This is a genomic window from Aliiroseovarius sp. F47248L (assembly GCF_023016085.1).
Classification (GTDB): domain Bacteria; phylum Pseudomonadota; class Alphaproteobacteria; order Rhodobacterales; family Rhodobacteraceae; genus Aliiroseovarius.
Window position 1 is genome coordinate 2,894,101 of record NZ_JALKBF010000001.1, and the last position, 21,650, is coordinate 2,915,750.

The 21,650-nt window shown below is 57.6% G+C and carries 23 protein-coding genes; 17 read left to right on the top strand and 6 right to left on the bottom strand.

Going from position 1 to position 21,650, the window contains the following annotated elements; all coding sequences use genetic code 11:
• Positions 1-6: 6 nt before the first annotated feature.
• A complete protein-coding gene (gene soxR / locus MWU51_RS14335) occupies positions 7-471 on the bottom strand; it encodes a redox-sensitive transcriptional activator SoxR (protein ID WP_247038216.1) in 465 nt (154 codons plus the stop codon).
• A 78-nt stretch (positions 472-549) separates the two neighbouring features.
• Between soxR and MWU51_RS14340 the strand changes: the two genes are divergently transcribed.
• The 5 genes from MWU51_RS14340 to MWU51_RS14360 all read left to right on the top strand — a co-directional run bounded on the left by MWU51_RS14340 (position 550) and on the right by MWU51_RS14360 (position 3,626).
• Entirely contained in the window at positions 550-927 is a 378-nt protein-coding gene (locus MWU51_RS14340) for a VOC family protein (RefSeq protein WP_247038218.1), read from the top strand.
• An 87-nt stretch (positions 928-1,014) separates the two neighbouring features.
• On the top strand, positions 1,015-1,803 hold the full coding sequence (locus tag MWU51_RS14345) for an exodeoxyribonuclease III (protein WP_247038219.1): 789 nt from the start codon (positions 1,015-1,017) through the stop codon (positions 1,801-1,803).
• A gap of 54 nt (positions 1,804-1,857) precedes the next feature.
• Positions 1,858-2,766 carry a co-chaperone YbbN gene (locus tag MWU51_RS14350; protein ID WP_247038221.1) on the top strand — a complete coding sequence of 303 codons (909 nt, stop codon included), beginning with the start codon at positions 1,858-1,860 and terminating at the stop codon, positions 2,764-2,766.
• Positions 2,767-2,793: 27 nt separating this feature from the next.
• Positions 2,794-3,438: an LON peptidase substrate-binding domain-containing protein gene (locus tag MWU51_RS14355; protein WP_247038223.1), complete on the top strand. Its 645-nt coding sequence runs from the start codon at positions 2,794-2,796 to the stop codon at positions 3,436-3,438.
• Entirely contained in the window at positions 3,435-3,626 is a 192-nt protein-coding gene (locus tag MWU51_RS14360) for a Trm112 family protein (RefSeq protein WP_247038225.1), read from the top strand. Before MWU51_RS14355 ends, MWU51_RS14360 begins: the two co-directional genes overlap by 4 nt.
• 4 nt (positions 3,627-3,630) lie before the next feature.
• Here MWU51_RS14360 and MWU51_RS14365 read toward each other — a convergent pair whose 3' ends face one another.
• Positions 3,631-4,893 (bottom strand): FAD-dependent monooxygenase, encoded by a 1,263-nt coding sequence (locus MWU51_RS14365; RefSeq protein WP_247038227.1) that lies wholly within the window; start codon positions 4,891-4,893, stop codon positions 3,631-3,633.
• A 48-nt stretch (positions 4,894-4,941) separates the two neighbouring features.
• Between MWU51_RS14365 and MWU51_RS14370 the strand changes: the two genes are divergently transcribed.
• The 5 genes from MWU51_RS14370 to MWU51_RS14390 all read left to right on the top strand — a co-directional run bounded on the left by MWU51_RS14370 (position 4,942) and on the right by MWU51_RS14390 (position 11,622).
• Entirely contained in the window at positions 4,942-6,270 is a 1,329-nt protein-coding gene (locus MWU51_RS14370; protein ID WP_247038229.1) for an amidase family protein, read from the top strand.
• 130 nt (positions 6,271-6,400) lie between these two features.
• A complete protein-coding gene (locus MWU51_RS14375; protein WP_247038231.1) occupies positions 6,401-7,585 on the top strand; it encodes an aminotransferase class I/II-fold pyridoxal phosphate-dependent enzyme in 1,185 nt (394 codons plus the stop codon).
• A 12-nt stretch (positions 7,586-7,597) separates the two neighbouring features.
• Entirely contained in the window at positions 7,598-10,507 is a 2,910-nt protein-coding gene (locus MWU51_RS14380) for a DNA translocase FtsK (protein ID WP_247038233.1), read from the top strand.
• Positions 10,508-10,567: 60 nt separating this feature from the next.
• Positions 10,568-10,915, top strand: a complete 348-nt coding sequence (locus MWU51_RS14385) for a RidA family protein (RefSeq protein WP_247038235.1) — start codon at positions 10,568-10,570, stop codon at positions 10,913-10,915.
• 104 nt (positions 10,916-11,019) lie between these two features.
• A complete protein-coding gene (locus MWU51_RS14390) occupies positions 11,020-11,622 on the top strand; it encodes an outer membrane lipoprotein carrier protein LolA (RefSeq protein WP_247038237.1) in 603 nt (200 codons plus the stop codon).
• Positions 11,623-11,629: 7 nt separating this feature from the next.
• Here MWU51_RS14390 and MWU51_RS14395 read toward each other — a convergent pair whose 3' ends face one another.
• The gene (locus tag MWU51_RS14395) at positions 11,630-12,208 is read right to left on the bottom strand and encodes a transglycosylase SLT domain-containing protein (protein ID WP_247038239.1); all 579 of its coding nucleotides are present in this window, start codon (positions 12,206-12,208) and stop codon (positions 11,630-11,632) included.
• Between the two features lie 220 nt (positions 12,209-12,428).
• On the opposite strand from MWU51_RS14395, the gene hspQ reads away from it, so the two are divergent.
• Positions 12,429-12,755 (top strand): heat shock protein HspQ, encoded by a 327-nt coding sequence (hspQ, locus tag MWU51_RS14400; RefSeq protein WP_247038241.1) that lies wholly within the window; start codon positions 12,429-12,431, stop codon positions 12,753-12,755.
• A gap of 7 nt (positions 12,756-12,762) precedes the next feature.
• On the opposite strand, the gene MWU51_RS14405 is transcribed toward hspQ, so the two are convergent.
• From MWU51_RS14405 to MWU51_RS14415, 3 genes are all read right to left on the bottom strand, one after another.
• A complete protein-coding gene (locus tag MWU51_RS14405) occupies positions 12,763-14,349 on the bottom strand; it encodes a gamma-glutamyltransferase family protein (RefSeq protein WP_247038243.1) in 1,587 nt (528 codons plus the stop codon).
• Between the two features lie 115 nt (positions 14,350-14,464).
• The gene (locus MWU51_RS14410) at positions 14,465-14,947 is read right to left on the bottom strand and encodes an ATP-binding protein (protein ID WP_247038245.1); all 483 of its coding nucleotides are present in this window, start codon (positions 14,945-14,947) and stop codon (positions 14,465-14,467) included.
• A 13-nt stretch (positions 14,948-14,960) separates the two neighbouring features.
• Positions 14,961-15,308 carry an STAS domain-containing protein gene (locus tag MWU51_RS14415; RefSeq protein ID WP_247038247.1) on the bottom strand — a complete coding sequence of 116 codons (348 nt, stop codon included), beginning with the start codon at positions 15,306-15,308 and terminating at the stop codon, positions 14,961-14,963.
• 101 nt (positions 15,309-15,409) lie between these two features.
• Here MWU51_RS14415 and MWU51_RS14420 point away from each other — a divergent pair, with 101 nt between their 5' ends.
• The 6 genes from MWU51_RS14420 (at position 15,410) to MWU51_RS14445 (ending at position 21,589) form a co-directional block, all read left to right on the top strand.
• On the top strand, positions 15,410-16,588 hold the full coding sequence (locus tag MWU51_RS14420) for an acetyl-CoA C-acyltransferase (RefSeq protein ID WP_247038249.1): 1,179 nt from the start codon (positions 15,410-15,412) through the stop codon (positions 16,586-16,588).
• Between the two features lie 57 nt (positions 16,589-16,645).
• On the top strand, positions 16,646-17,101 hold the full coding sequence (locus MWU51_RS14425) for a GAF domain-containing protein (RefSeq protein WP_247038251.1): 456 nt from the start codon (positions 16,646-16,648) through the stop codon (positions 17,099-17,101).
• A 94-nt stretch (positions 17,102-17,195) separates the two neighbouring features.
• The gene (locus MWU51_RS14430) at positions 17,196-17,777 is read left to right on the top strand and encodes an XRE family transcriptional regulator (protein ID WP_247038253.1); all 582 of its coding nucleotides are present in this window, start codon (positions 17,196-17,198) and stop codon (positions 17,775-17,777) included.
• Positions 17,778-17,787: 10 nt separating this feature from the next.
• Positions 17,788-18,162 (top strand): GFA family protein, encoded by a 375-nt coding sequence (locus tag MWU51_RS14435; protein WP_247038255.1) that lies wholly within the window; start codon positions 17,788-17,790, stop codon positions 18,160-18,162.
• Positions 18,163-18,186: 24 nt separating this feature from the next.
• Positions 18,187-20,637, top strand: coding sequence for an FAD-dependent oxidoreductase (locus MWU51_RS14440; protein WP_247038257.1), 2,451 nt, complete (start codon positions 18,187-18,189; stop codon positions 20,635-20,637).
• A gap of 1 nt (position 20,638) precedes the next feature.
• Entirely contained in the window at positions 20,639-21,589 is a 951-nt protein-coding gene (locus MWU51_RS14445; RefSeq protein WP_247038259.1) for a helix-turn-helix domain-containing protein, read from the top strand.
• Positions 21,590-21,650 lie beyond the last annotated feature (61 nt).

A 21,650-nucleotide genomic window follows, 5' to 3' on the forward strand; every position in this document is an offset into this window, starting at 1 on the left:
CGACGCTTAGTCTTCTGGTCGAACCGCCTCATCCCCCAGCAAATACCTTGGCCCGGCGCCATTCTCAGCAGCCACATCGTCTGGGTTGTATAGCGCGCAGCGGTCCAATGACAGGCAGCCACAACCAATGCACCCGTCCAGCTTGTCACGCAGGCGGGTCAGCGCCGCGATCTGGTCATCGAGTTCTGCGCGAAAATCCTGTGAAATCGCGGTCCAGTCTTTTGCAGTGGGCGTCCGTCCTCGGGGCAGGCGGCCCAGAACTTCGCGAATGCGATCGAGGGTAAAGCCAAACTTCTGCGCGATCATGACAAAGCTCAACCTGCGGATGTCGGATCGCAGAAATCGCCGTTGCCCACCCGCGTTACGTTCGGGTGCGACCAGCCCCTGGGTTTCGTAATACCGGATCGCGGACACGGCCAGTCCGGTGCGGTTTGCCAAGGTTCCGATGGAAATTTCGTTTCTACGTTCCATATTTCCTCAAAAAAGCTTGAGCTAAAGTTAGCTTTAGGAATTATCAACCGAGTCGCAACGAAGATCAAGGAGGCCAAAATGGCAAATCTAGAGCATGTGAATGTGACTGTAAGCGATCCAAAGGCGACAGCCGCTTGGTTGGGCGCCGTGTTTGATTGGAAAATCCGTTGGGAAGGCGATGCGATGTCGGGCGGGCATACCGCCCATGTGGGCGATGACAGCAGCTATGTGGCTCTATACACGCCCAATCGGGTTATCAACGACCCTCAGCATTCCTATACGACCCGCGCTGGTTTGAACCATGTGGGGGTGACGGTGGATGATATCGATGCGGTTGAAACGCGGGTGAAGGCGGCCGGGTTCACACCGCATAATCATGGGGATTACGAACCCGGGCGGCGCTTCTATTTTGACGATCATGATGGCGTTGAATGGGAAGTGGTATCCTACAACTGATGAAACGGGGCGGGGTAAACTCGCCCCTGTTCACTTTTTGCCCCATCCTCTATGGTCGCCCTAAATGCGCGTTCACCGGAGGATAACATGAGCTTCACCCTGGCCACTTGGAACATCAACTCGGTCCGACTGCGCGAGCCGATCGTGCAGAAGCTTTTGGCCGAAGAAGGCCCCGATGTGCTGTGCCTTCAGGAATGCAAAAGCCCGGTCGAAAAGATCCCTATGGAAGGCTTTGCCGCTCTTGGGTACACCCATATGGTGGCGCGTGGGCAGAAGGGTTACAACGGCGTCGCAATCCTGTCGCGCCTGCCGATGAAAGAAGTGGTGAGCTTTGATTTTGCCGGTCTTGACCATGCCCGTCACATCGCGGGGCAATTGGAAAACGGTGCCACGATCCACAATTTCTATGTGCCTGCAGGTGGTGACGTCCCAGACCGCGATGTGAACGAGAAGTTTGGTCAAAAACTCGACTATCTGACCGACATGCGCGACCAGTTCTTTGCAGAGAAACCGAGTAAATCCATTCTTGTGGGAGATCTGAACATTGCCCCACGCGAAGACGATGTTTGGTCTCACAAGCAGCTTCTGAAAGTGGTCAGCCACACGCCGGTCGAGGTCGAGGCGCTGGCGCAGGTGCAGGACGCCGCGAAATGGGTCGATATCACCCGCCAAGACATCCCCGAAGGGCAGCTTTATTCATGGTGGAGCTATCGCGCGAAGGATTGGAGTGCTGCAGACAAGGGGCGTCGGCTTGACCACATCTGGGCCACGCCAGACATTTCGAACGCAGGTCATGCGTCGCGCGTCTTGCGCGATGCACGCGGGTGGGAGAAGCCGTCGGATCACGCACCGGTCTTTGCGACTTTCGACCTTTAAAACCGTCAGGGCAGGGGGCATATAAGCCTCAACGCATTTGAAGGAGCTTGAGCAATGGAACTCGAACTGGGTGGCGCACCGGCCACAGCTGATCTGATCAAGGATGTCGGCGAGGCGACCTTCATGCAGGATGTGGTCGAAGCCTCGCAAGAGGTGCCGGTCATTGTCGACTTCTGGGCACCGTGGTGTGGCCCCTGCAAACAACTTGGCCCTGCATTGGAAGCCGCCGTGACCGAAGCGGGCGGCAGGGTGCGCATGGTCAAGGTAAATGTTGACGAAAACCAGATGATCGCAGGCCAATTGCGTGTGCAGTCGATCCCAACCGTCTATGCATTTTGGCAAGGCCAACCTGCTGATGGGTTTCAGGGCGCGCTGCCAGCGTCCGAAGTGAAAGAGTTCGTCAATCGTGTTGCGGCTTTAGGTGGCGACGCGGATAACGGACTGGCAGATGCCATTGCCGCCGCCGATGAGATGCTGGAAGCTGGTTCAGTTGAGGACGCAGCCCAAACTTATGCCGCCATTCTTGAAGAAGACCCCAACAATGCCGCTGCTTTTGGCGGATTGGCGCGTGCGCATCTTGCAAAAGGCAATGCGGACGAGGCCGAGGCCGTTCTGAATGGTGCCCCTGCAGAAATCTCGGACGCGCCGGAATTGGAAGCCGTTCGGGCAAAGATCGAACTGGCACGTCAGGCAGAAAGCGCAGGGCCGGTTGCCGAACTGCGTGCCGCTGTAGACGCAAATCCAGACGACCACCAATCCCGGTTTGATCTGGCTGTCGCTTTGAATGCATCCGGTGATGTGCAGGCAGCCGTCGATGAACTGTTGGAGCTTTTCCGCAGGGATAGAGACTGGAACGATGCTGCTGCCAAGGCGCAGCTGTTCACAATTTTCGATGCACTGGATGCGAAAGATCCCATTGCGTTGACTGGCCGGCGCAAGTTGTCGTCGATGATCTTTGTGTGATCGGTCAAGCCGCGTTAGAGTGGTCTTATGATCTCTGCCGCTGACCTGCCAGATTTTCTGCCTCTTTTCCCGTTGCCGGGTGCGCTGTTGTTGCCGCGCGGTCGGTTGCCCCTGCATGTGTTTGAACCGCGATATCTTGCGATGTTCGATGATGCGTTGAAGACGCCCGAGCGTTTGATCGGGATGATCCAGCCCATGGGCGACAACGATCAGGATGCGGCCCGGTTACACGCTATCGGGTGTGCTGGACGCATCACCTCGTTCACCGAAACCGAGGATGGGCGTTATATGATCACGCTGACCGGCATTTCGCGCTTTCGCCTTGGCGCGGTGCAGGAGGGGTTCACGCCCTATCTGCGCACTGAAGCCGGTTGGCGCAGTTTTGATCGCGATCTTGGCCAACCCGAACATGATCCAGATTTGGACCGAGACGCATTTTTCAAGCTGCTTGAGCGGTATTTCGAACTGGAAGAGCTGCAAACTGATTGGGACAGTCTGCAAACCGCGGAAGACGAGTTGATGATCAACGCCCTGTCGATGTTGTGTCCGTTTGATCCTGAAGATAAGCAGGCGTTGCTTGTGGCGCCGTCCCTGAGCACCCGCCGCGAGACCTTGGTCACGTTGATGGAATTTTCCCTGCGCCAAGGTGTGGGTAAGGAGAAAGTGCAATGACTGAGGCGCCCACCACAGAATTTGACCGCCGCATGATCGAAGCGCTGGTTTGTCCCGTTACACAAACGGTGCTGCGCTATGATGCTGAAAAACAAGAGCTTGTATCGAAAGCGGCGCGCCTGGCGTTTCCGATCCGAGGCGGTATTCCGGTGATGTTGGTGGACGAAGCGCGCAAGATCGAAGACTGACGCACTAGATCTGGCGACCTTGCAGCAATCGCGGCAGATCGCCGGTCAGACCGGCCGCTTCACGAATAAATCCCCGGCGCAGACCCGGCATCGCATTCACAACACCCAACCCCAGATCGCGCACCGTTCGCAAAATCGGGTTGTCATTTGAAAACAGACGGTTGGTGGCTTCCGTCACGGCCACCATCTGGGCCACATCAAACCGGCGCCACTGCTGATATCGTTCCAGCACATCAAGACGACCGATGTCCTCACCACGACGGCGGGCATGGGTCAGCACTTCGGCCAGCGCGGCCACATCTTTTAGGCCTGCGTTCAAACCTTGCCCCGCAATCGGGTGCAAACCGTGCGCTGCATCGCCCACCAGCGCCAGACGTTCTGCGAAAAAGGTATTCGCGACGGTCAGGTTCAAGGGATACGTAAATCGCTTGCCCGCAAGGCTGATCTGGCCAAGGAACGACCCGAAGCGAGGGCGCAGCTCCTCAAGATACCCGTCATCTTCCAGCGCATGAATGCGGGCAGCTTCCGCATGGGTTTCGGTCCATACAATCGAACTTTGATTGCCTGGCAGCGGCAAAATAGCCAGCGGGCCAGAAGGCATAAAGAACTGATGCGCTGCCCCGCGATGCGGCAGCTCATGGTCGATCGCACACACCAGCGAGGTTTGCCCGTAATCGTGTCCAAACCGCCCGATACCAGCCCGTTCCGCTGTGCCGGACCGCCGTCCGTCACACCCAACGACAATGCACCCCGATAGGCGTTTGCCCGAGGCGAGCGTCAGCGCGACCGTGGCCGGTCCGATCATTTGTTCGACCACAGTTTCTTGATCCAGAAGGGTCACTTTCGGATGGGCTTCGACGGCGTCGATCAGGGCGCGTGACAGGAATCGGTCTTCGACCATGTATCCCATTGGACCTTCGTCGATCTCGGCGTGATCGAACTCTAACACAAACGGGCCGGGGCCTTCGCCCGGCCGACCGTCCGAGATGCGAATATCCAGCAAGGGTTGAGCATTGGGTGCAACCGTGGGCCAGACGCCTATGGCTGACAAAAGCCGTTGCGACGCGAGTGCCAACGCATAGCCGCGCCCGTCAAAATCATCACCAGCACGCGCATCTTTAGGCAGCGCGTCGATAATGGTGACGGTAAAGCCAGTATCGGCCAACGCAAGCGCCAAAGCCGGGCCATTCAATCCTCCACCTACGATCAGAATATCGGCATCAAGTTTCATATTGCCTTTTTGAACCCGTTGACGGGGATTGTCCATGTGCGCAACCGCCGCTACCGTCTCCATCATGCAGGACGGGAGGGATTGATGAACAACCAGTGGCTGACCATGAGCATGGGCGATCTGGGGCGGGGGATCAGTGTGGGCGACATAGACCCTGTTGCGCTGACTGAAACCTATCTGGGCGCGATCAAAGCGCATAAATTTCAAGATCGCATCTATGCGCGACTTACCGAATCCCGTGCACTGGCCGAAGCAGAGGCCGCGTCAAAGCGGGCTGCGTCTGGGCATCGTCTGGGCTTGCTGGACGGGGTGCCGATCAGTTGGAAAGACTTGTTTGATACGGCTGGTGTTGCGACCGAAGCGGGGTCCGCGCTGTTGAAGGACCGCGTGCCGAAACGCGATGCCGAGGTTTTGCGCAATGCCACCGCGCAGGGACTTGTCTGCCTTGGCAAAACACACATGAGCGAGCTTGCCTTCTCGGGCCTTGGATTGAACCCTGTGACGGCGACCAGCCCTTGCGTGAACGACTATGACGCGGTTTCTGGCGGGTCCAGCTCAGGTGCGGCGACCTCGGTGGCGTTCGGTTTAGCAGCTGGGGCGGTGGGGTCTGATACGGGTGGATCGGTGCGCATTCCAGCGGCTTGGAATGACCTTGTGGGGTTGAAAACCACCTCGGGTCGGGTGTCATCAAAGGGTGTTGTGCCCCTAGCGGCGCGGTTCGATACGGTGGGGCCGCTGTGCCGCACTGTGGAAGATACCGCACTGATGCTGGCCGTGATGGAGGGCCGGATTGCTGTGGATCTGCGAGGTGCCAGTTTAAAAGGCACTCGTCTGTTGGTTTTGGAAAACGGGCTGCAGGGCGCGCGTGGTGACCCGTCCGCCGGGTTCGAAAGCGCCATAGGGCGCCTGATGGACGGGGGGGCCGTGGTTCGTCGCGCTCATTCAGCTATTGTGGACGAAGCGCTCGCCATGTCCGGCGTGTTGTTCACAACCGAGGCATACGCCACATGGCAAGACGAGATCGAAGCGCGCCCGGACTTGATGTTTTCCGAAGTTCTTGAACGATTTCGCGCGGGCGGGCAGTTCTCTGGCGCGGAGTATGTTCGGGCGTGGCAACGGCTGGACCAGATCCGTGATGAGTATCACGCCGCGATTGCCGGTTATGACGCCGTAGTGATGCCGACTTCGCCCATCATGCCGCCCATTGTTGAGCGTCTGCTGGAAGATCATCACTATTACGTCGAAGAAAACCTGTGGGCGCTGCGCAATACCCGCATCGGTAATCTGATGGGGTCCTGTGGCCTGAGCCTGCCAACGGGCTTGCCATCCACCGGGATAATGCTGTTGGGCGCACCTATGGCCGAGGAACGATTGTTGCGATTGGGGGCGGCAGCCGAGGCCGTGTTGGCCTAAAAGCCACAACCGTATGTCACAACCACCGAAAATCGCGGCGTTTTTCTGGACCCGCCACAGATTGCGAGCTATCCTTGGTTCAAACGGGGCGAAATGATCCCGAGATCTGAGGCAGTATAGTGACGTTCCAATGACGTTTCCCGAGCGGTATTCCAGCTTGCCCGAGTATGCATTTCCGCGCCTGCGGAGCCTTCTTGACGCCCATAAACCGGGCGGCGAGGTGATGCATATGACCATTGGCGAGCCGAAGCATCCATTCCCCGAATGGCTGCCGCAGGTTATTTCCCAACATACTGAAGAATTTGGAAAATATCCGCCGAATGACGGGTCAATCGAGCTTTTGCAAGCTATCGCAGGCTGGCTGTCGCGCCGTTATGGGGTTCAGATGGACCCGACAACACAAGTCATGGCGCTGAACGGTACACGGGAAGGCTTATTCAACGCGCTTCTGGCGCTTTGCCCGGAACAGACGGCGCAGGGGCAGCAGCCCGTCGTTCTGATCCCGAACCCGTTTTATCAAGTCTATGCGGTTGCGGCGGCGACGGTCGGGGCAGAACCGGTTTTCCTGTCCACATCGGCTGCAACCGGGTTTTTGCCGGACTATTCGCAACTGTCGCCGGATATTCTGAACAGGACCGAGGTGGCCTATATCTGTTCGCCGACCAATCCGCAGGGCGCGGTGGCGGATCGGGACTACTGGGCGAACCTGATCGCCTTGGCCGAAAAATACGACTTTCAGATCTTCGCGGACGAATGTTATTCGGAAATCTACCGTGACACACCGCCCCCTGGCGCACTTGAGGTGGCCCGCGAAGGCGGTGCCGATCCGGATCGCGTTGTGGTGTTTCATTCGCTGTCAAAACGGTCGAACCTGCCCGGCCTTCGGTCGGGGTTCATTGCAGGCGGGACGGACAGCATCCGCCGCGTGCGGCAGTTGCGCGCTTATGCTGGTGCGCCGCTGCCCTTGCCCCTGCAACGTGTGGCGGAACGCGCTTGGGCGGATGAGGCGCATGTGTCTGAGAACCGCGCGCTGTATCAAGAGAAATACGCGCTGGCGGACGAGGTTTTTGCTGGCGTCGATGGCTACCAAGGGCCGGATGCTGGATTTTTCCTGTGGCTGCCAGTTGAAGATGGCGAAGCTGCGGCGATGAAACTTTGGACCGAGACCGGCGTGCGGGTTCTGCCTGGCGCGTATCTGTCGCGGGACGTGAATAATCAAAACCCCGGCAAGGGGTACATACGGGTCGCCATGGTGGCCCCAAAACAAGAAATGCAGCGCGGATTAGTTCAGATCCGCGACTGTCTCTTTAAGTAAGGACGTGGTGGTATGGCGTATCAGGCGAAACAACGGGATCCCATCTTTGACAGCAACACGCAGGCTGTGATCGAACGACGTGGGAAAGAGCTTCTGGGGCTGGGACTGATCGCCCTTGGCGTTATCGTGGCGTTGATCCTTGGCAGCTATTCGCCCGAAGATCCCGGTTGGATGTCGGCCACCGATACGCCCGCCCAAAACGCGCTGGGTCGCGTCGGTGCCTTTATCGCTTCGCCGCTGGCGGTTATTTCCGGGTTGGGGGCATGGTCGCTTTCACTGATCCTTGTTGTTTGGGGACTGCGTTTGACCTTCCATATCGGTCAGGATCGCGTCTTTGGTCGGATGATATTTGCCCCGATCGCTGTGGCTCTATGTTCGATCTATGCCTCGACATTGGTGCCGGGGACAGGCTGGACCCACTCGTTCGGGCTGGGTGGCCTGTTTGGGGATACCGTATTGGGGGCATTGTTGGCCGGGTTGCCGGTGGGCGCTGGTCTTGGTTTGAAAGTGATGTCAGTCGTGTCGGCCATCGCAGCCCTGTTGGCGGTGTTGTTCGTCATCGGAGCGGACCGGTTCGAATTACAGCGCTTTGGCCATTTCCTGATGGTCGGCATCGTGATGAGCTATGCAGGTGTTGTGTCGCTTTTGGGTAAGGGCGCGAAAGGGGCTGCACAGGGTGCCGCCGCGACGGCCCGCCAGATGCAAGCGCGGCAAGCCGCCCGCAAGGAAGAACGTCTTGCCGAAACACAGGCCGAAGAATTCTTTGATGAGGAATTCACCGCCCCGCCGCCCCTGCGCGCGGCCCGTGTGATGCGCCCCGAACCGTCGTTGCATGGTTCCGTTGATGATCAGGGTGTGGTGATCGAAAACGCCGCGCCCGCCCCCACCAAACCGGGGCTGTTGAACGCACTGTTCCGTCGAACCCCTGATCCTGAGCCGGAACTGGTCGAGCACCCCACCTTTGATGGTGACATTCCCGAAGGGTTGGGGGGAGAAGATCGCATCCGTGCCAAGATCGCATCGGCTCTGAAAAACCGGGCACATCAGCCATCTTTGGGTGATCCGATGCGGGCTGAACCTCCGCTGGCGCGCGCTGTTGCCCGCCATCGTCGCAGTCCAGATCCCATGATCCTGAATGTGGCACCGCCAGTGGACCCCTCGTCGGCTCAAGCCGATGCTGAAATGGTGGCCGCGCCTGAACTGGTCGAAGAAGACGACATGGTCGTTGAAGATCTGATGGCACCAGATGCCGCCCTATCCGAGCCGCGCGTGTATACACCGGCACATGCAGGGCTGTCGCAACCTGCCAAGAAAGTTGTGCAGCATCCGGCACCAAAGCCCGTACAGCCGTCGACCCGTGCGAAAGCCGAGGCGCAACCGTCTCTGAGTTTCGAAGAAACACATCCGGGCTATGAGCTTCCGCCGCTGAACCTGCTGGCAAATCCGATCACGATCGAGCGTCACCACCTGTCAGACGAAGCTCTGGAAGAAAATGCGCGTATGCTTGAAACCGTGCTGGATGACTATGGCGTCAAAGGCGAGATCGTATCGGTGCGCCCTGGCCCCGTTGTTACAATGTACGAATTGGAACCTGCACCGGGTTTGAAAGCCAGCCGTGTCATTGGCTTGGCCGATGACATCGCACGCTCGATGGCGGCACTGTCGGCGCGTGTTTCAACCGTGCCGGGCCGGTCTGTGATCGGGATCGAACTGCCCAACGAAAAACGTGAAATGGTGTCGTTTCGCGAAATCCTGTCGACCCGTGATTTCGGTGACGGCAATCATGGTCTGCCGTTGGCTCTGGGTAAGGATATCGGCGGCGACCCGATTGTCGCGAACCTGGCCAAGATGCCTCACCTGCTGATTGCAGGGACTACCGGTTCGGGTAAGTCCGTGGCGATCAACACGATGATCCTTTCGCTTCTTTATCGTCTGACGCCGGAAGAATGTCGGATGATCATGATTGACCCGAAGATGCTGGAACTCAGCGTTTACGATGGCATTCCGCACCTGCTGTCACCCGTTGTGACCGACCCGAAAAAGGCGGTTGTGGCTCTGAAATGGGTCGTGGGCGAGATGGAAGACCGGTATCGCAAGATGTCCAAGATGGGCGTGCGGAATATCGAAGGTTACAATGGCCGTGTCGCCGACACGCTTGCCAAGGGCGAGATGTTCGAACGCACCGTGCAAACGGGGTTCGATGACGATACCGGAGAGCCTATCTTCGAGAGCGAAGAGTTCGCGCCCGAAAAGCTGCCCTATATCGTGGTCGTGGTGGACGAGATGGCCGACCTAATGATGGTCGCCGGTAAGGAAATCGAAGCGTGTATTCAGCGGCTTGCCCAGATGGCGCGGGCGTCCGGCATCCACTTGATCATGGCGACGCAACGTCCGTCGGTTGACGTGATCACCGGCACGATCAAGGCGAACTTCCCGACCCGTATCAGCTTTCAGGTCACGTCGAAAATCGATAGCCGTACCATTCTGGGTGAGCAGGGGGCTGAACAGCTTCTGGGCATGGGCGACATGCTTTACATGGCGGGCGGGTCGAAAATCACACGTGTGCACGGTCCCTTCGTATCCGACGAAGAGGTCGAGGAAATCGTTACCTATCTGAAAGGTTTCGGAGCACCGGAATATGTCGGTGGGGTCGTGGATGGCCCATCGGACGATAAAGCCGACAACATCGACGCGGTGCTGGGCTTGAACACAGGTGGCAACACCACCGGTGAAGATGCGCAATACGATCAGGCGGTGGCGATCGTGATTAAGGATCGCAAATGTTCGACGTCCTACATCCAGCGCAAACTGGGCATCGGCTATAACAAGGCCGCGCGTCTGGTCGAGCAAATGGAAGACGAAGGCCTTGTGTCTGCGTCGAACCATGTTGGCAAGCGCGAAATTCTGATCCCCGAACAATAAAGTCCAACGCATTCACATGGGTGGATGCGCTGTCAAAAAAGTCAAACATTGAGGCTAAGAATGATTCAACGACGCCATACGACTGACCGGATGAGCCAGAGCGTGACCCATAAAGGGGTCGTCTATTTGGCTGGACAAGTGGGCAATGCGGGGGACAGCGTGGCTGACCAGACGCACGAATGTCTGGCCCGTGTCGAAAATCTGCTGAACGAAGCGGGATCTTCCACGAAACACATGCTGCAGGCAGTGATTTGGTTGGCAGATATGAAAGATTTCGCCGAAATGAATGCGGTCTGGGATGCTTGGGTGCCGAAGGGTCACGCGCCCGCCCGCGCCACTGGATCGGCTGAGTTGGCCACTCCTGACTACAAGGTCGAAGTCATCGTGACGGCCGCTGTCGCGGAATAACACTTTGAATTGAGCGGCATGTTATCGCCTATCACCTTCTGATTGGGCTTAATCTTCCCATATGTAACGGGATAGAGTGCGCCCGATCAGTAAAGGTAAGATGAATGAGCCCTTTTCGAATGACGATTGCCGCTGTGGCAATGGCCGTAAGCGCGGCACCTGCGATGGCGGAAAAGCTGTCGCTGAACGCGATCTCGCAATATCTGAACGGGCTGGACACCGCCAAGGCCTCGTTTACGCAGATCAATGATGACGGCACGATCTCGACCGGCACGATTTACCTGAAACGTCCGGGTAGAGCGCGGTTTGAATATAACCCGCCCACCGACGCGCTGGTAGTGGCGGGCGGATCTCAGGTCGCAATCTTCGACGGAAAATCCAATGCCGGGCCGCAGCAATACCCCTTGAAGCGCACACCGCTGAACCTGATCCTGGAGCGAAATGTGAACCTAAACCAGGCACAGATGGTGAAGGGGCACGGGTATGACGGCACCGCGACGACGGTGTTGGCGCAAGACCCACAGAACCCCGAAATCGGTACGATCGAACTGAAATTCACCGCCAACCCGACCGAGCTGCGTCAGTGGATCATCACCGACAATGCCGGATCAAAAACCACGGTCATTCTGGGTGAGATGACGAAAGGCGCGCCGCTGCGAAGCTCGCTGTTTTCAATTACAGCAGCGATCAAGCAGCGGTCACGCTAACGCTGGTTCAGCGCCGGCAGCTTGCCAATTGGTGCTGATAGAGAATGGCGCGGGCTTGCACTTCGGACGCGATCCGGAGCAGCCACGACTTCGAGTTGTGGCTGCCGCGCAAATACCCTGAACGCCCTTCGTGGTAAGCCAGATACTGGTTGCGCGCGTCGGTCAGGGGGATCCCTGTCTTGGCGCGCGTCTCATTCATGTACCAGCCCATGAAATCCGTGGCGTCCTTGATGTCTGTGCGCCGTGCGCCGCGTCCGCCTTCGTCTCGCTGGTATTCTTTCCACGTCGCATCCAGAACCTGCGCATAACCATAGGCCGAGCTTTGCCGCCCCATGGGCAACACGCCAAGGGCGTATTTCATCGGCGTACGGGCATCCCGGATAAACTTGGATTCCTGATAAATCATCGCCATCTGAACCGGCACGGGAACTTTCCATTTCCGTTCAGTGCGTTTCATGGCCCGATAGATTTTCGGGCGCTGCTTGATAATACTGCACGCATTGTCCAGATTCCGTGGCGCCTGGGAGTCACCCCCACAAGACGCCAGAAAAACCAGTATCAATGCCGCGCGAAGAAGTCTGCTCATCTGCCTCTCGCAATCTTTTGTTTTTTGGAACTATAGCTGAAACTGTTGGGGCTGGGAATTCCAAGATTGCCATATTTTTACGATCAGCAGCGACCCGCGCAAGTTGGTCAGAATGGTTTGTTGGCTCAGAGAATACACAATCTGTTTCGCAAAAAACGGGGCTGCTTCCATAGACAAACACCCCTCTGAGGCGCTAATTAAAAGTTAGGAGCTTTAATAAATGTTAAAGACGCGCGCCAAATACTCTCTCGGGCAAATTGTCCGTCACCGGAAGCATCCCTTCCGTGGTGTTGTGTTTGATGTGGACGCCATGTTCTCGAATACCGAGGAATGGTACGATGCCATCCCCGAGGATAGCCGCCCCCAAAAAGATCAACCTTTTTATCACCTACTCGCGGAAAATGACCAAAGCTACTATGTTGCTTATGTGTCCGAGCAGAACCTGATTGCTGACTATTCCGGTGAGCCTGTTGGCCATCCCGATGTGCCCGAATTTTTTGGGGATCTGGAAGATGGGCAATATCCGCTGCACGTTCAGTTAAACTGAAAGCGCGCTAGTATCCGATTGCACAACCGTCTTTGCGGGGATCGGACGCCCCTATCAGAACGCCGCGTTCATGATCTACGCGAATGGCCTGTCCGCCACCGATTGGTGTGTCGGATACGGTGATACTGTGCCCCATTTCACCGAGTTTCGCCTGTACATCGGGGTCATAGCCACGTTCAATTCGTAAAACGCCCTGATCCGCAAAACTGCGCGGGGCGTCGATGGCGGTTTGGACGTCCATCCCATAATCCACCATATTGCTTAGAAAACGCACATGACCGTTGGGTTGATATGCTCCGCCCATAACGCCAAATGGCATCGTGACCATACCGTTTTCGCGCAGCATTCCGGGGATGATCGTGTGCATGGGGCGCTTGGTGCCACCTGCTTCATTAGGGTGTCCTTCGGTCAGGTTGAAACCGGCACCACGGTTCTGAAACAGGATGCCATACTTGTCCGACGCCAGCCCCGATCCGAAGGAATGGAAGATCGAATAGATCAGCGATACAGCCATCCGGTCGCGATCCACTACCGTCAGATAGACCGTATCGCGATGCACAGCTTCGCTGAGCCGCGTCGCCGACGGCATGGCTTGGCGCGGATTGATCAGCGCCGCCAGTTGATTGGCAGTGGTCTGTGACAGCATATGTTCCAGCCGCACGGTCTTGTCCGGATCGGCGATGATCCGGTTGCGGGCATCATATGCAAGTTTGGTGGCTTCTGCTTCGATATGGGCACGATCAACTCCCAATGGATCAAGCGCGGTCAAATCAAAACACGACAGGATATTCGCCAACAGGATGGCCGTGGCCCCCTGCCCGTTGGGTGGGTGTTCGACAAGATCAACACCCTTGTAAGTGCCGGAAATCGGATCGGTATAGAAAGCGTGCGGCTTTTCGAAATCGTCCAATTCATGGGCTCCACCCAGTGCTTTCAAGCTGTTAACCATGTCTTCGGCCACGTCGCCTGCGTAGAAACCGGCGCGACCGTCTTTGGCGATGGCGCGAAGGGCTTTGGCTTGCATGGGCGCGCGGAAAACGTCACCGACCTGTGGTGCCGCTCCGTTTTGAAGGTAAAAACTCCGCGCTGTGCCGGAAAGCAGGGCATCGCGGTCTGCTATTGTCCAATCCAACGCGACACGCGGCGCTACTGGAACGCCGGTTTCGGCATAGTGGATGGCCGGGGTGAGCGTTTCAGCAAGCGACAATCGGCCCCAATCTTCTGACAATGTGCAAAACGCGTCAACAGCGCCGGGGATCGTCACCGCATGAATGGAACGTTCCGGTATTTGGGTTAGCCCACTATCGCGCAACGCGTCTGCAGAAAATCTCGCAGGCGCGCGTCCTGATCCGTTCAACGCGATAATGTCTTTCTGACCCGGCGCATCCAACAGGACGAAACAATCCCCGCCGATCCCGGTCATCTGCGGCTCGCAAATTCCCAGAAGCACCCCGGCAGCAATCGCGGCGTCGACAGCATTTCCCCCGGATTCCAAAATGCGTACTGCTACCTGTGCAGCCAAGGGATGCGACGTGGCGCAAACTCCGTTTGTGGCAAAAACGGGTGACCGCCCGGGCAGATGGAAGTCTCGCATAGACCCTCTCTTAGTCGCTTTTGCGAAGACTAGGAGGTGACGCAGCACTTGCCAAGACGCAGATTGGCGGCTCTCATGTGGGCGTTTGTAAAATTTGAGCGAAAGATCTGGATGGTCAGCTTATCTGCGTGTCGGCAAGGGCAATTGTGAAATTCAGCCTGTTCCTGACATCGCTGCGTACATAGTGCAGATCCTGTGTCAAATCTTGAATCAGGGACCAACCAAACCCGCCTTCGGGCAGGTCTTCAAGTGGGCCGCTCAAAGTGTGCCTTGTATGCTCTGGAAGATTGCCTTTTGGAAGGGGAACCCCATCATCGAGAACCGTGAAACAAAGGTTGTCCGACATACGCTTCACGCGTAATTCGATGACACCACTCTTGTGGTGAGCATATGCGTGCTCCACCACATTGTTCAGAACTTCCGCCAGTACAATTTCGATAATACCCTGTTCATCGATCGTCAGATTCAGGCGGGCAAGACCCGTCATTGAGGCTTGCAGCGCACGGCGCACAGCCATTGGACGAGCGGGGAAGACAAGATTCATTTCGTCCGTTTCCGGCGTTAGTGCCGATTTATGTCGGTGATTGGCCTGCCCCATAAAGCAAAGCGCCTCAGCCGACATCTGCGACAGGGCCGCCCAAAGCGGTATCAATAGCGGCGTGGATCGTGAACACCGTATCCATGCGGGTCAGTTTGAACACCTTTTGCACAGTTCCGGACAGACCAGCCAATTCAAACGATTTTGTAGAACCGACCTGCTTCATGGCCGCAACAATCGCGCCAAGCCCGCTGGAGTCAATGAAATCGACCTTGGCCATATCCACGATGATGCGGTTTGGTCCACCGTCGGTCAGTTCGCGCATTCGATCTTTGAAACTGATCGCAATGGCAGCGTCGATCCTGTTTTCGCCAACAGTGATCACCCGCGCGTCGGCGGTATCAACATGAGCAAGTTCCAATTGTATTCTCCTTCCCGAGATTGGTAGAACTACAGTCTAGACGGCGATCGTTACCATTCGGTAAGCGTGGTCAGGAATTTGCAAAAGGGATGGAGTGGACGATGAAGAATGTCGTAATTGCTGGTGCCGCGCGCACACCGATGGCTGGATTTCAGGGTGCGTTCTCAGGTGTCACGGCCGCTGAATTGGGGGGCGCTGCCATCAAGGCGGCGTTGGGGGATGCTGGCGCTTCTGCCACTCAGATTCAGGAGCTTCTGATGGGTTGCGTTCTGCCTGCCGGGCAGGGTCAAGCGCCCGCGCGCCAAGCAGGTTTCGCGGCCGGTCTTGGCAAAGAGGTTCCTGCGACCACGCTGAATAAGATGTGTGGGTCGGGGATGAAAACCACGATGATTGCGTTCGATCAGGTTGCTTTGGGAAGCACGGACATCATGGTCGCAGGCGGCATGGAAAGCATGACCGAAGCGCCGTATCTTTTGCCGAAAATGCGAGGCGGAGCGCGCATTGGACATGGCACCGTCATCGACCACATGTTTCTGGATGGGCTTGAGGATGCCTATGACAAGGGTCGCCTGATGGGGACGTTTGCAGAAGACTGCGCCGAAAGCTTCCAGTTCACCCGCGAGGCACAGGATGAATATGCGCTGAAATCGCTGTCAAACGCGCTGGATGCGCAAAAGTTTGGTGCGTTCGAAGGAGAAATTGCCGCTGTGACGGTCAAGACCCGCAAGGGTGATGTCGTTGTTGCCGAGGATGAACAGCCCGGCAATGCCCGCCCAGAAAAGATTCCAACGCTGAAACCTGCCTTTCGCAAAGACGGCACGGTCACGCCGGCCAACAGCTCCTCGATTTCCGACGGGGCTGCGGCACTGGTCGTCGCGTCCGAGGATGCCGCCAAGGCCAACGGTCTGAAGATCCGCGCCCGCATTCTGGGGCATGCCAGCCACGCTCAGGAACCCAACCTTTTCCCGACCGCCCCGGTGCCAGCCGCCAAGAAGCTGTTGGACCGGTTGGGGTGGACCACGGATGACGTCGATCTGTGGGAAGTGAACGAAGCTTTCGCCGTCGTGCCGATGGCGTTCATGCATGAGTTCGGTCTGCCGCGCGACAAGGTAAACGTGAACGGCGGGGCCTGCGCGCTGGGCCACCCGATCGGAGCCTCGGGCGCGCGGATCATCGTGACTTTGCTGAACGCGTTGGAAAAACGCGGGCTCAAACGAGGGATCGCTGCGATCTGCATCGGTGGTGGTGAAGGGACAGCCATTGCGATTGAACGCGCCTGATCGCGAGAATATAGAACAAGGGCGCGGTTATGCGCGCCCTTTTATGTTGGAGAACCCATGGCGCGCGTCGATTACAATGACCTGTCGCAGGTGATCGCCTCCCTGACTGAAGGCGAGACGGATGATGTTGCCTTAATGGCCTCATTGGCCTGCGAGGTGCATCACGCGGACGACCGGTTCGACTGGACGGGTTTTTACCGTGTAACAGAGCCTGATATGTTGAAAATCGGCCCCTATCAGGGTGGGCACGGCTGCTTGCGAGTTCCGTTTTCGCGTGGGGTCTGTGGCGCAGCGGCGCGCACGGGGCAGGCACAATTGGTGCCGGATGTCGATGCGTTTCCCGGTCATATCGCCTGTGCCTCGTCAACGCGGTCCGAACTGGTGCTGCCGGTCTGGAACAAAGCAGGCGATCTGATTGCGGTCTTCGACATCGACAGCAATCAGCCCGACGCGTTCACGCAAGAGGATGCGGATCAGCTGGCCGCGATCCTGAACGCCACCTTCGCACAGTAAGCGACGTTGAACATTCCACTTGCGTCGAATCATGTCTTAGACTCATCGTGAAAAAAGACGTGAAAATTTCACGTATAGTTTCAATCTGTGAGGGATGTTCAGGGTGCTGCACAGCGATCCCGCCTCAATCGGAAGCCTTGGCGCGGATATCCGCGCCCTGCGCAAGTCGCGCGGATTGACGCTGACCCAGTTGGCAGTGGCACTTGGCCGGTCTGTTGGTTGGCTTAGTCAGGTTGAACGGGACAAATCGGACCCTTCGATTTCGGACCTGCGCATGATTGCTCAGGCGTTGGGCGTGCAGATGTCCTTGTTGTTTGCACATACATCCGCCTTGGCAGATGAGCAGGGATATGTCGTGCGTGCGGGAGCGCGCCGCCCGATGGGGTCTGGCGATGAGGGGCTGATTGAAGAACTGCTTTCGCCGGACCTGACGGATGATTTTGAAGTGATTCACTCCACGTTCGAACCCCGCTCGAAAATGCAGGCGCCAGCGTTTCGTCCAACACAAGAGCTTGGCTATGTAGTGTCTGGAAAGCTTGATCTGACGATCGGCGGCCGACGTTTCACGGTCGCGCGTGGCGACAGTTTTCGTATTCGCAACGAGTTGCACGAATGGGCAAATCCCTATGACGAACCTGCCACCGCAATCTGGGTCATCGCCCCGCCGGTTTATTGAGGAGATCGCCATGCTCAAAGGAAGCTGCCTTTGCGGCAATATACAATTCGAAACGTCCGCGAAGCCGAACGGCATTTCGATGTGTCACTGCGGTCAGTGCCGCAAACAATCCGGCGGCATCTGGTCGTCTGCCTATGTGCCGGAACGCGACCTGACAATCACTGGTGACGTGTCCTGGTATGCGGCCAGCCCCACGGCCAAGCGCGGCTTCTGCGCGTTCTGCGGGTCGTTTCTGTTCTGGAAAGCCCATGATGAAGACACGATCAGTTTCTCGTTGGGTGCCATCGACGGCCCAACCGGTCTGAAGCTGGAAAAGCACATCTTTGTTGCCGACAAAGGCGACTATTACGACATCACAGACGGCCTGCCGCAAAGCGCGCAGTGACACCCTAAATAGACGGAGCCCAAAATGTCTGATTTCCCCACCAAAGCCCGCGTCGTCATCATCGGCGGTGGTGTCGTTGGCGCCTCGTCGCTGTATCACCTTGCCAAGAAGGGTTGGACTGACTGCGTTCTGCTGGAAAAGAACGAGCTGACGGCGGGGTCTACATGGCACGCGGCGGGCAATGTTCCGACCTTCTCAACCTCATGGGCGATCATGAACATGCAGCGCTATTCGACCGAGCTTTACGCGCGGTTGGGGGACGAGGTGGATTATCCGATGAACTACCACGTCACCGGGTCGATCCGTTTGGCGCATACGAAGGAACGGATGCAGGAGTTTCAGCGTGCAGCCTCGATGGGTCGTTATCAGGGCATGGATATCGAGATCCTGACCCCGGATGAAACCAAGGCGCGATATCCGTTTCTTGAAACACACGACCTTGTGGGCTCGCTGTACGATCCTCATGACGGTGACATTGACCCGGCGCAGTTGACACAGGCTCTGGCAAAAGGCGCGCGGGATATGGGGGCTAAGATTGTGCGGTTTTGTCCAGCGGAAGGCGTGACCCAGCACGACGACGGCACGTGGACGGTGCACACCGAAAAGGGCGACATCGCCTGCGATTGTGTGGTGAATGCGGCCGGTTACTATGCCCAACGCGTGGGCGAGTGGTTCAAGCCCTTCGGCGGGCGCACCGTGCCGATGATGGTGATGAGCCATCAATACCTGTTGTCTGAGGAAATCACCGAAATAGAGACGTATACAAAGGAAACCGGGAAGAAGCTGCCTTTGCTGCGGGATGTGGATGTGTCGTATTATCTGCGGCAGGAAAAGCACGGCTTCAACCTTGGCCCATATGAGCCCAACTGTCGGGCACATTGGGACACGGCGGCCGATCCGATGCCCGACGATTTCAGCTTCCAACTTTGGAATGACGATCTGGATCGGATCGAGGATATCGTGACCGACGCTATGGAGCGTGTGCCCGCGCTCGCCACCGCTGGCGTGTCACGTGTGATCAACGGCCCGATCCCTTATGCCCCTGATGGTCTGCCCCTGATCGGCCCCATGCCCGGCGTGAAGAACGCGTTTGAGGCCTGTGTATTCACCTTCGGGATCGCGCAGGGTGGTGGTGCTGGGAAGGTGCTGGCGGAATGGATCGTCGACGGGGCGACCGAATGGGATATGTGGGCGTGTGATCCGCGCCGTTACACCGACTATACCGATCACGACTACTGCGTGCAGAAAGGGATGGAGGTCTACGGCAACGAATACGCCATGCATTTCCCCCGCCACGAATGGCCCGCCGCGCGCGACAGGAAACTGTCGCCTGTGCATGACAAGGTAATCGCCGCTGGTGGCGTCATGGGTGTCTATAACGGCTGGGAACGCGCGAATTGGTATGCGAAGCCCGGTGATGATACCTCGCTTGAGGCCACGCAAACATGGGGCCGCTCAGGTCCGTGGGAGCAACGTATCCGCGAAGAATGCGAGGCCGTTCGTGACGGTGTGGGCGTGCTGGACCTGCCGGGGTTTTCGCGCTTCAACCTGTCGGGCGTTGGCGCCGCGGAATGGCTGCACGGCATGTGCACCGGGGGCTTGCCTAAAGTGGGGCGGATGAACCTGCTGTATTTCGCTGATGCCCGTGGCCGCATCCTGACCGAGATGTCGTGTATGCGTCATGCGGACGACTTCTTTACCCTGATCACCGCCGCCACGGCGCAATGGCATGACTTCGAAGTGCTGGCCCGCGCGTTGCCTGCAGGACTTAGCCTGACGGACCATACCAGAGACTATTCCACCCTGATTGTCACCGGACCCAAAGCGCGTGACCTGTTCGAAGGTCTGGGAACCACGGCTGATCTGACCGCGCCTTGGCTGTCGCATCAGCCCGCGACGGTGGCTGGGGTCGACTGCGCCCTCGCGCGGGTCAGTTTTGCCGGGGAACTGGGCTGGGAAATCCACGCCGAGAACGCCAGCATCCCCACGCTTTACGATGCAGTGATCGGCGCGGGCGCCAAGCCCTTCGGCATGTATGCGCTGGACAGTTTGCGGCTTGAGAAAGGGTATCGCGCGTGGAAAGGCGACCTGTCCACCGACTACACCATGTTCGAAGGTGGGCTGGATCGTTTCGTGCGTTTGGACAAGCCGCAGGACTTCCCAGGTAAAGCGGCGTTGCAGGCGGAAGCACAGGCGGGACCGAAGAAGCGATTTGTTACCCTGATCGTTGACGCAGGCGATGCGGATGCGCCTTTTATGTCGTGCATTTGGCGTGACGGTCAGATTGTCGGGGAAACCACGTCAGGCGGCTGGGGCTATAGAGTGAATGCCTCGATCGCGCTGGGCATGGTGCGGGCTGATCTGGCGACCCCCGGCAGCCAACTCGAGGTCGAGATTTACGGCGAACGACGCCCCGCTATCGTGCAGCCCGACCAACCGCTGTGGGACCCTGCCAATGAACGGCTGCGGGGGTGATATGCCGAATTCGCCTGTTCAGGTCGATATTCTGGTCGCAGACGGTTTCGTTCTAACCGAATTCACTGCCGTCGTAGAGCTGTTGCGAACCGCCAATCGAGTGACAGCGAAAGAATCTTTTCGCTGGCGCTGGTTGTCTAAGCGCGGCGGGCCGATCACTTGTCGAGCAGGCATCACAATCGACACGCATCCGTTCGATTCCAAACATACGGCGCAGTATGCTTTTGTGCTTGGGAATTCTGATCCCGATGCGCCTGATCTGTCACTACGGCGTGAGATTAAAGCCTATCAATGGGCCGGTACACGCGTCATCCTGCTGTCAGAAGCGGCAAGCCGCTATATCGCCGAGACGGGTGAGCAACTGATGAGCCACACCACCCATTGGGAAAACCGCGCACTTCTAAACGAACGCGGCACTCCTGGAATGGGGTCCTATGCTTTGGTGGCGGATGATGGGCAGATTACCACGAGCGCCGGAATGGGGGCGACCTATGATTTAGTGCTGGGGATGCTTGGAGGCCATATCAGCGCCGCCGCTGTGGCCACTGTCGCCGACATTTTTCTGCACGAAACAATACGAACTTCATCCACACTTCAGCCCTTCGGCGGCAAGGAACTGTCACGCAGCGGCAATCGTCCGCTCGATCAGTGTATCGAGCTGATGCAGACAAACCTGGAAGAACCTTTGCGGATATCCGAGCTTGCAGGTTTTCTGAATATCTCGGAGCGTTCACTGGAGCGTCAGTTTCGCAAGCATTTCGGCACCACACCCAACACCTATTATCGCGAGCTGCGGTTAAACCAAGCCAATACGTTACTGCTGAAAACGTCGATGAGTGTGCGTGAAATTGGGCTGGCATGCGGGTTTGCCAATGGCTTCTCAACCCTGTTCGGACAGCACTTCGGGATTACACCCACCGCCCTTAGGCGCACGCGAGCCCCCGCAGGATGACAGATTCCCGACAGTGGTGACGGATTGAAAAGGTTTCGGGGCCAGTGATCATGCAACCGTC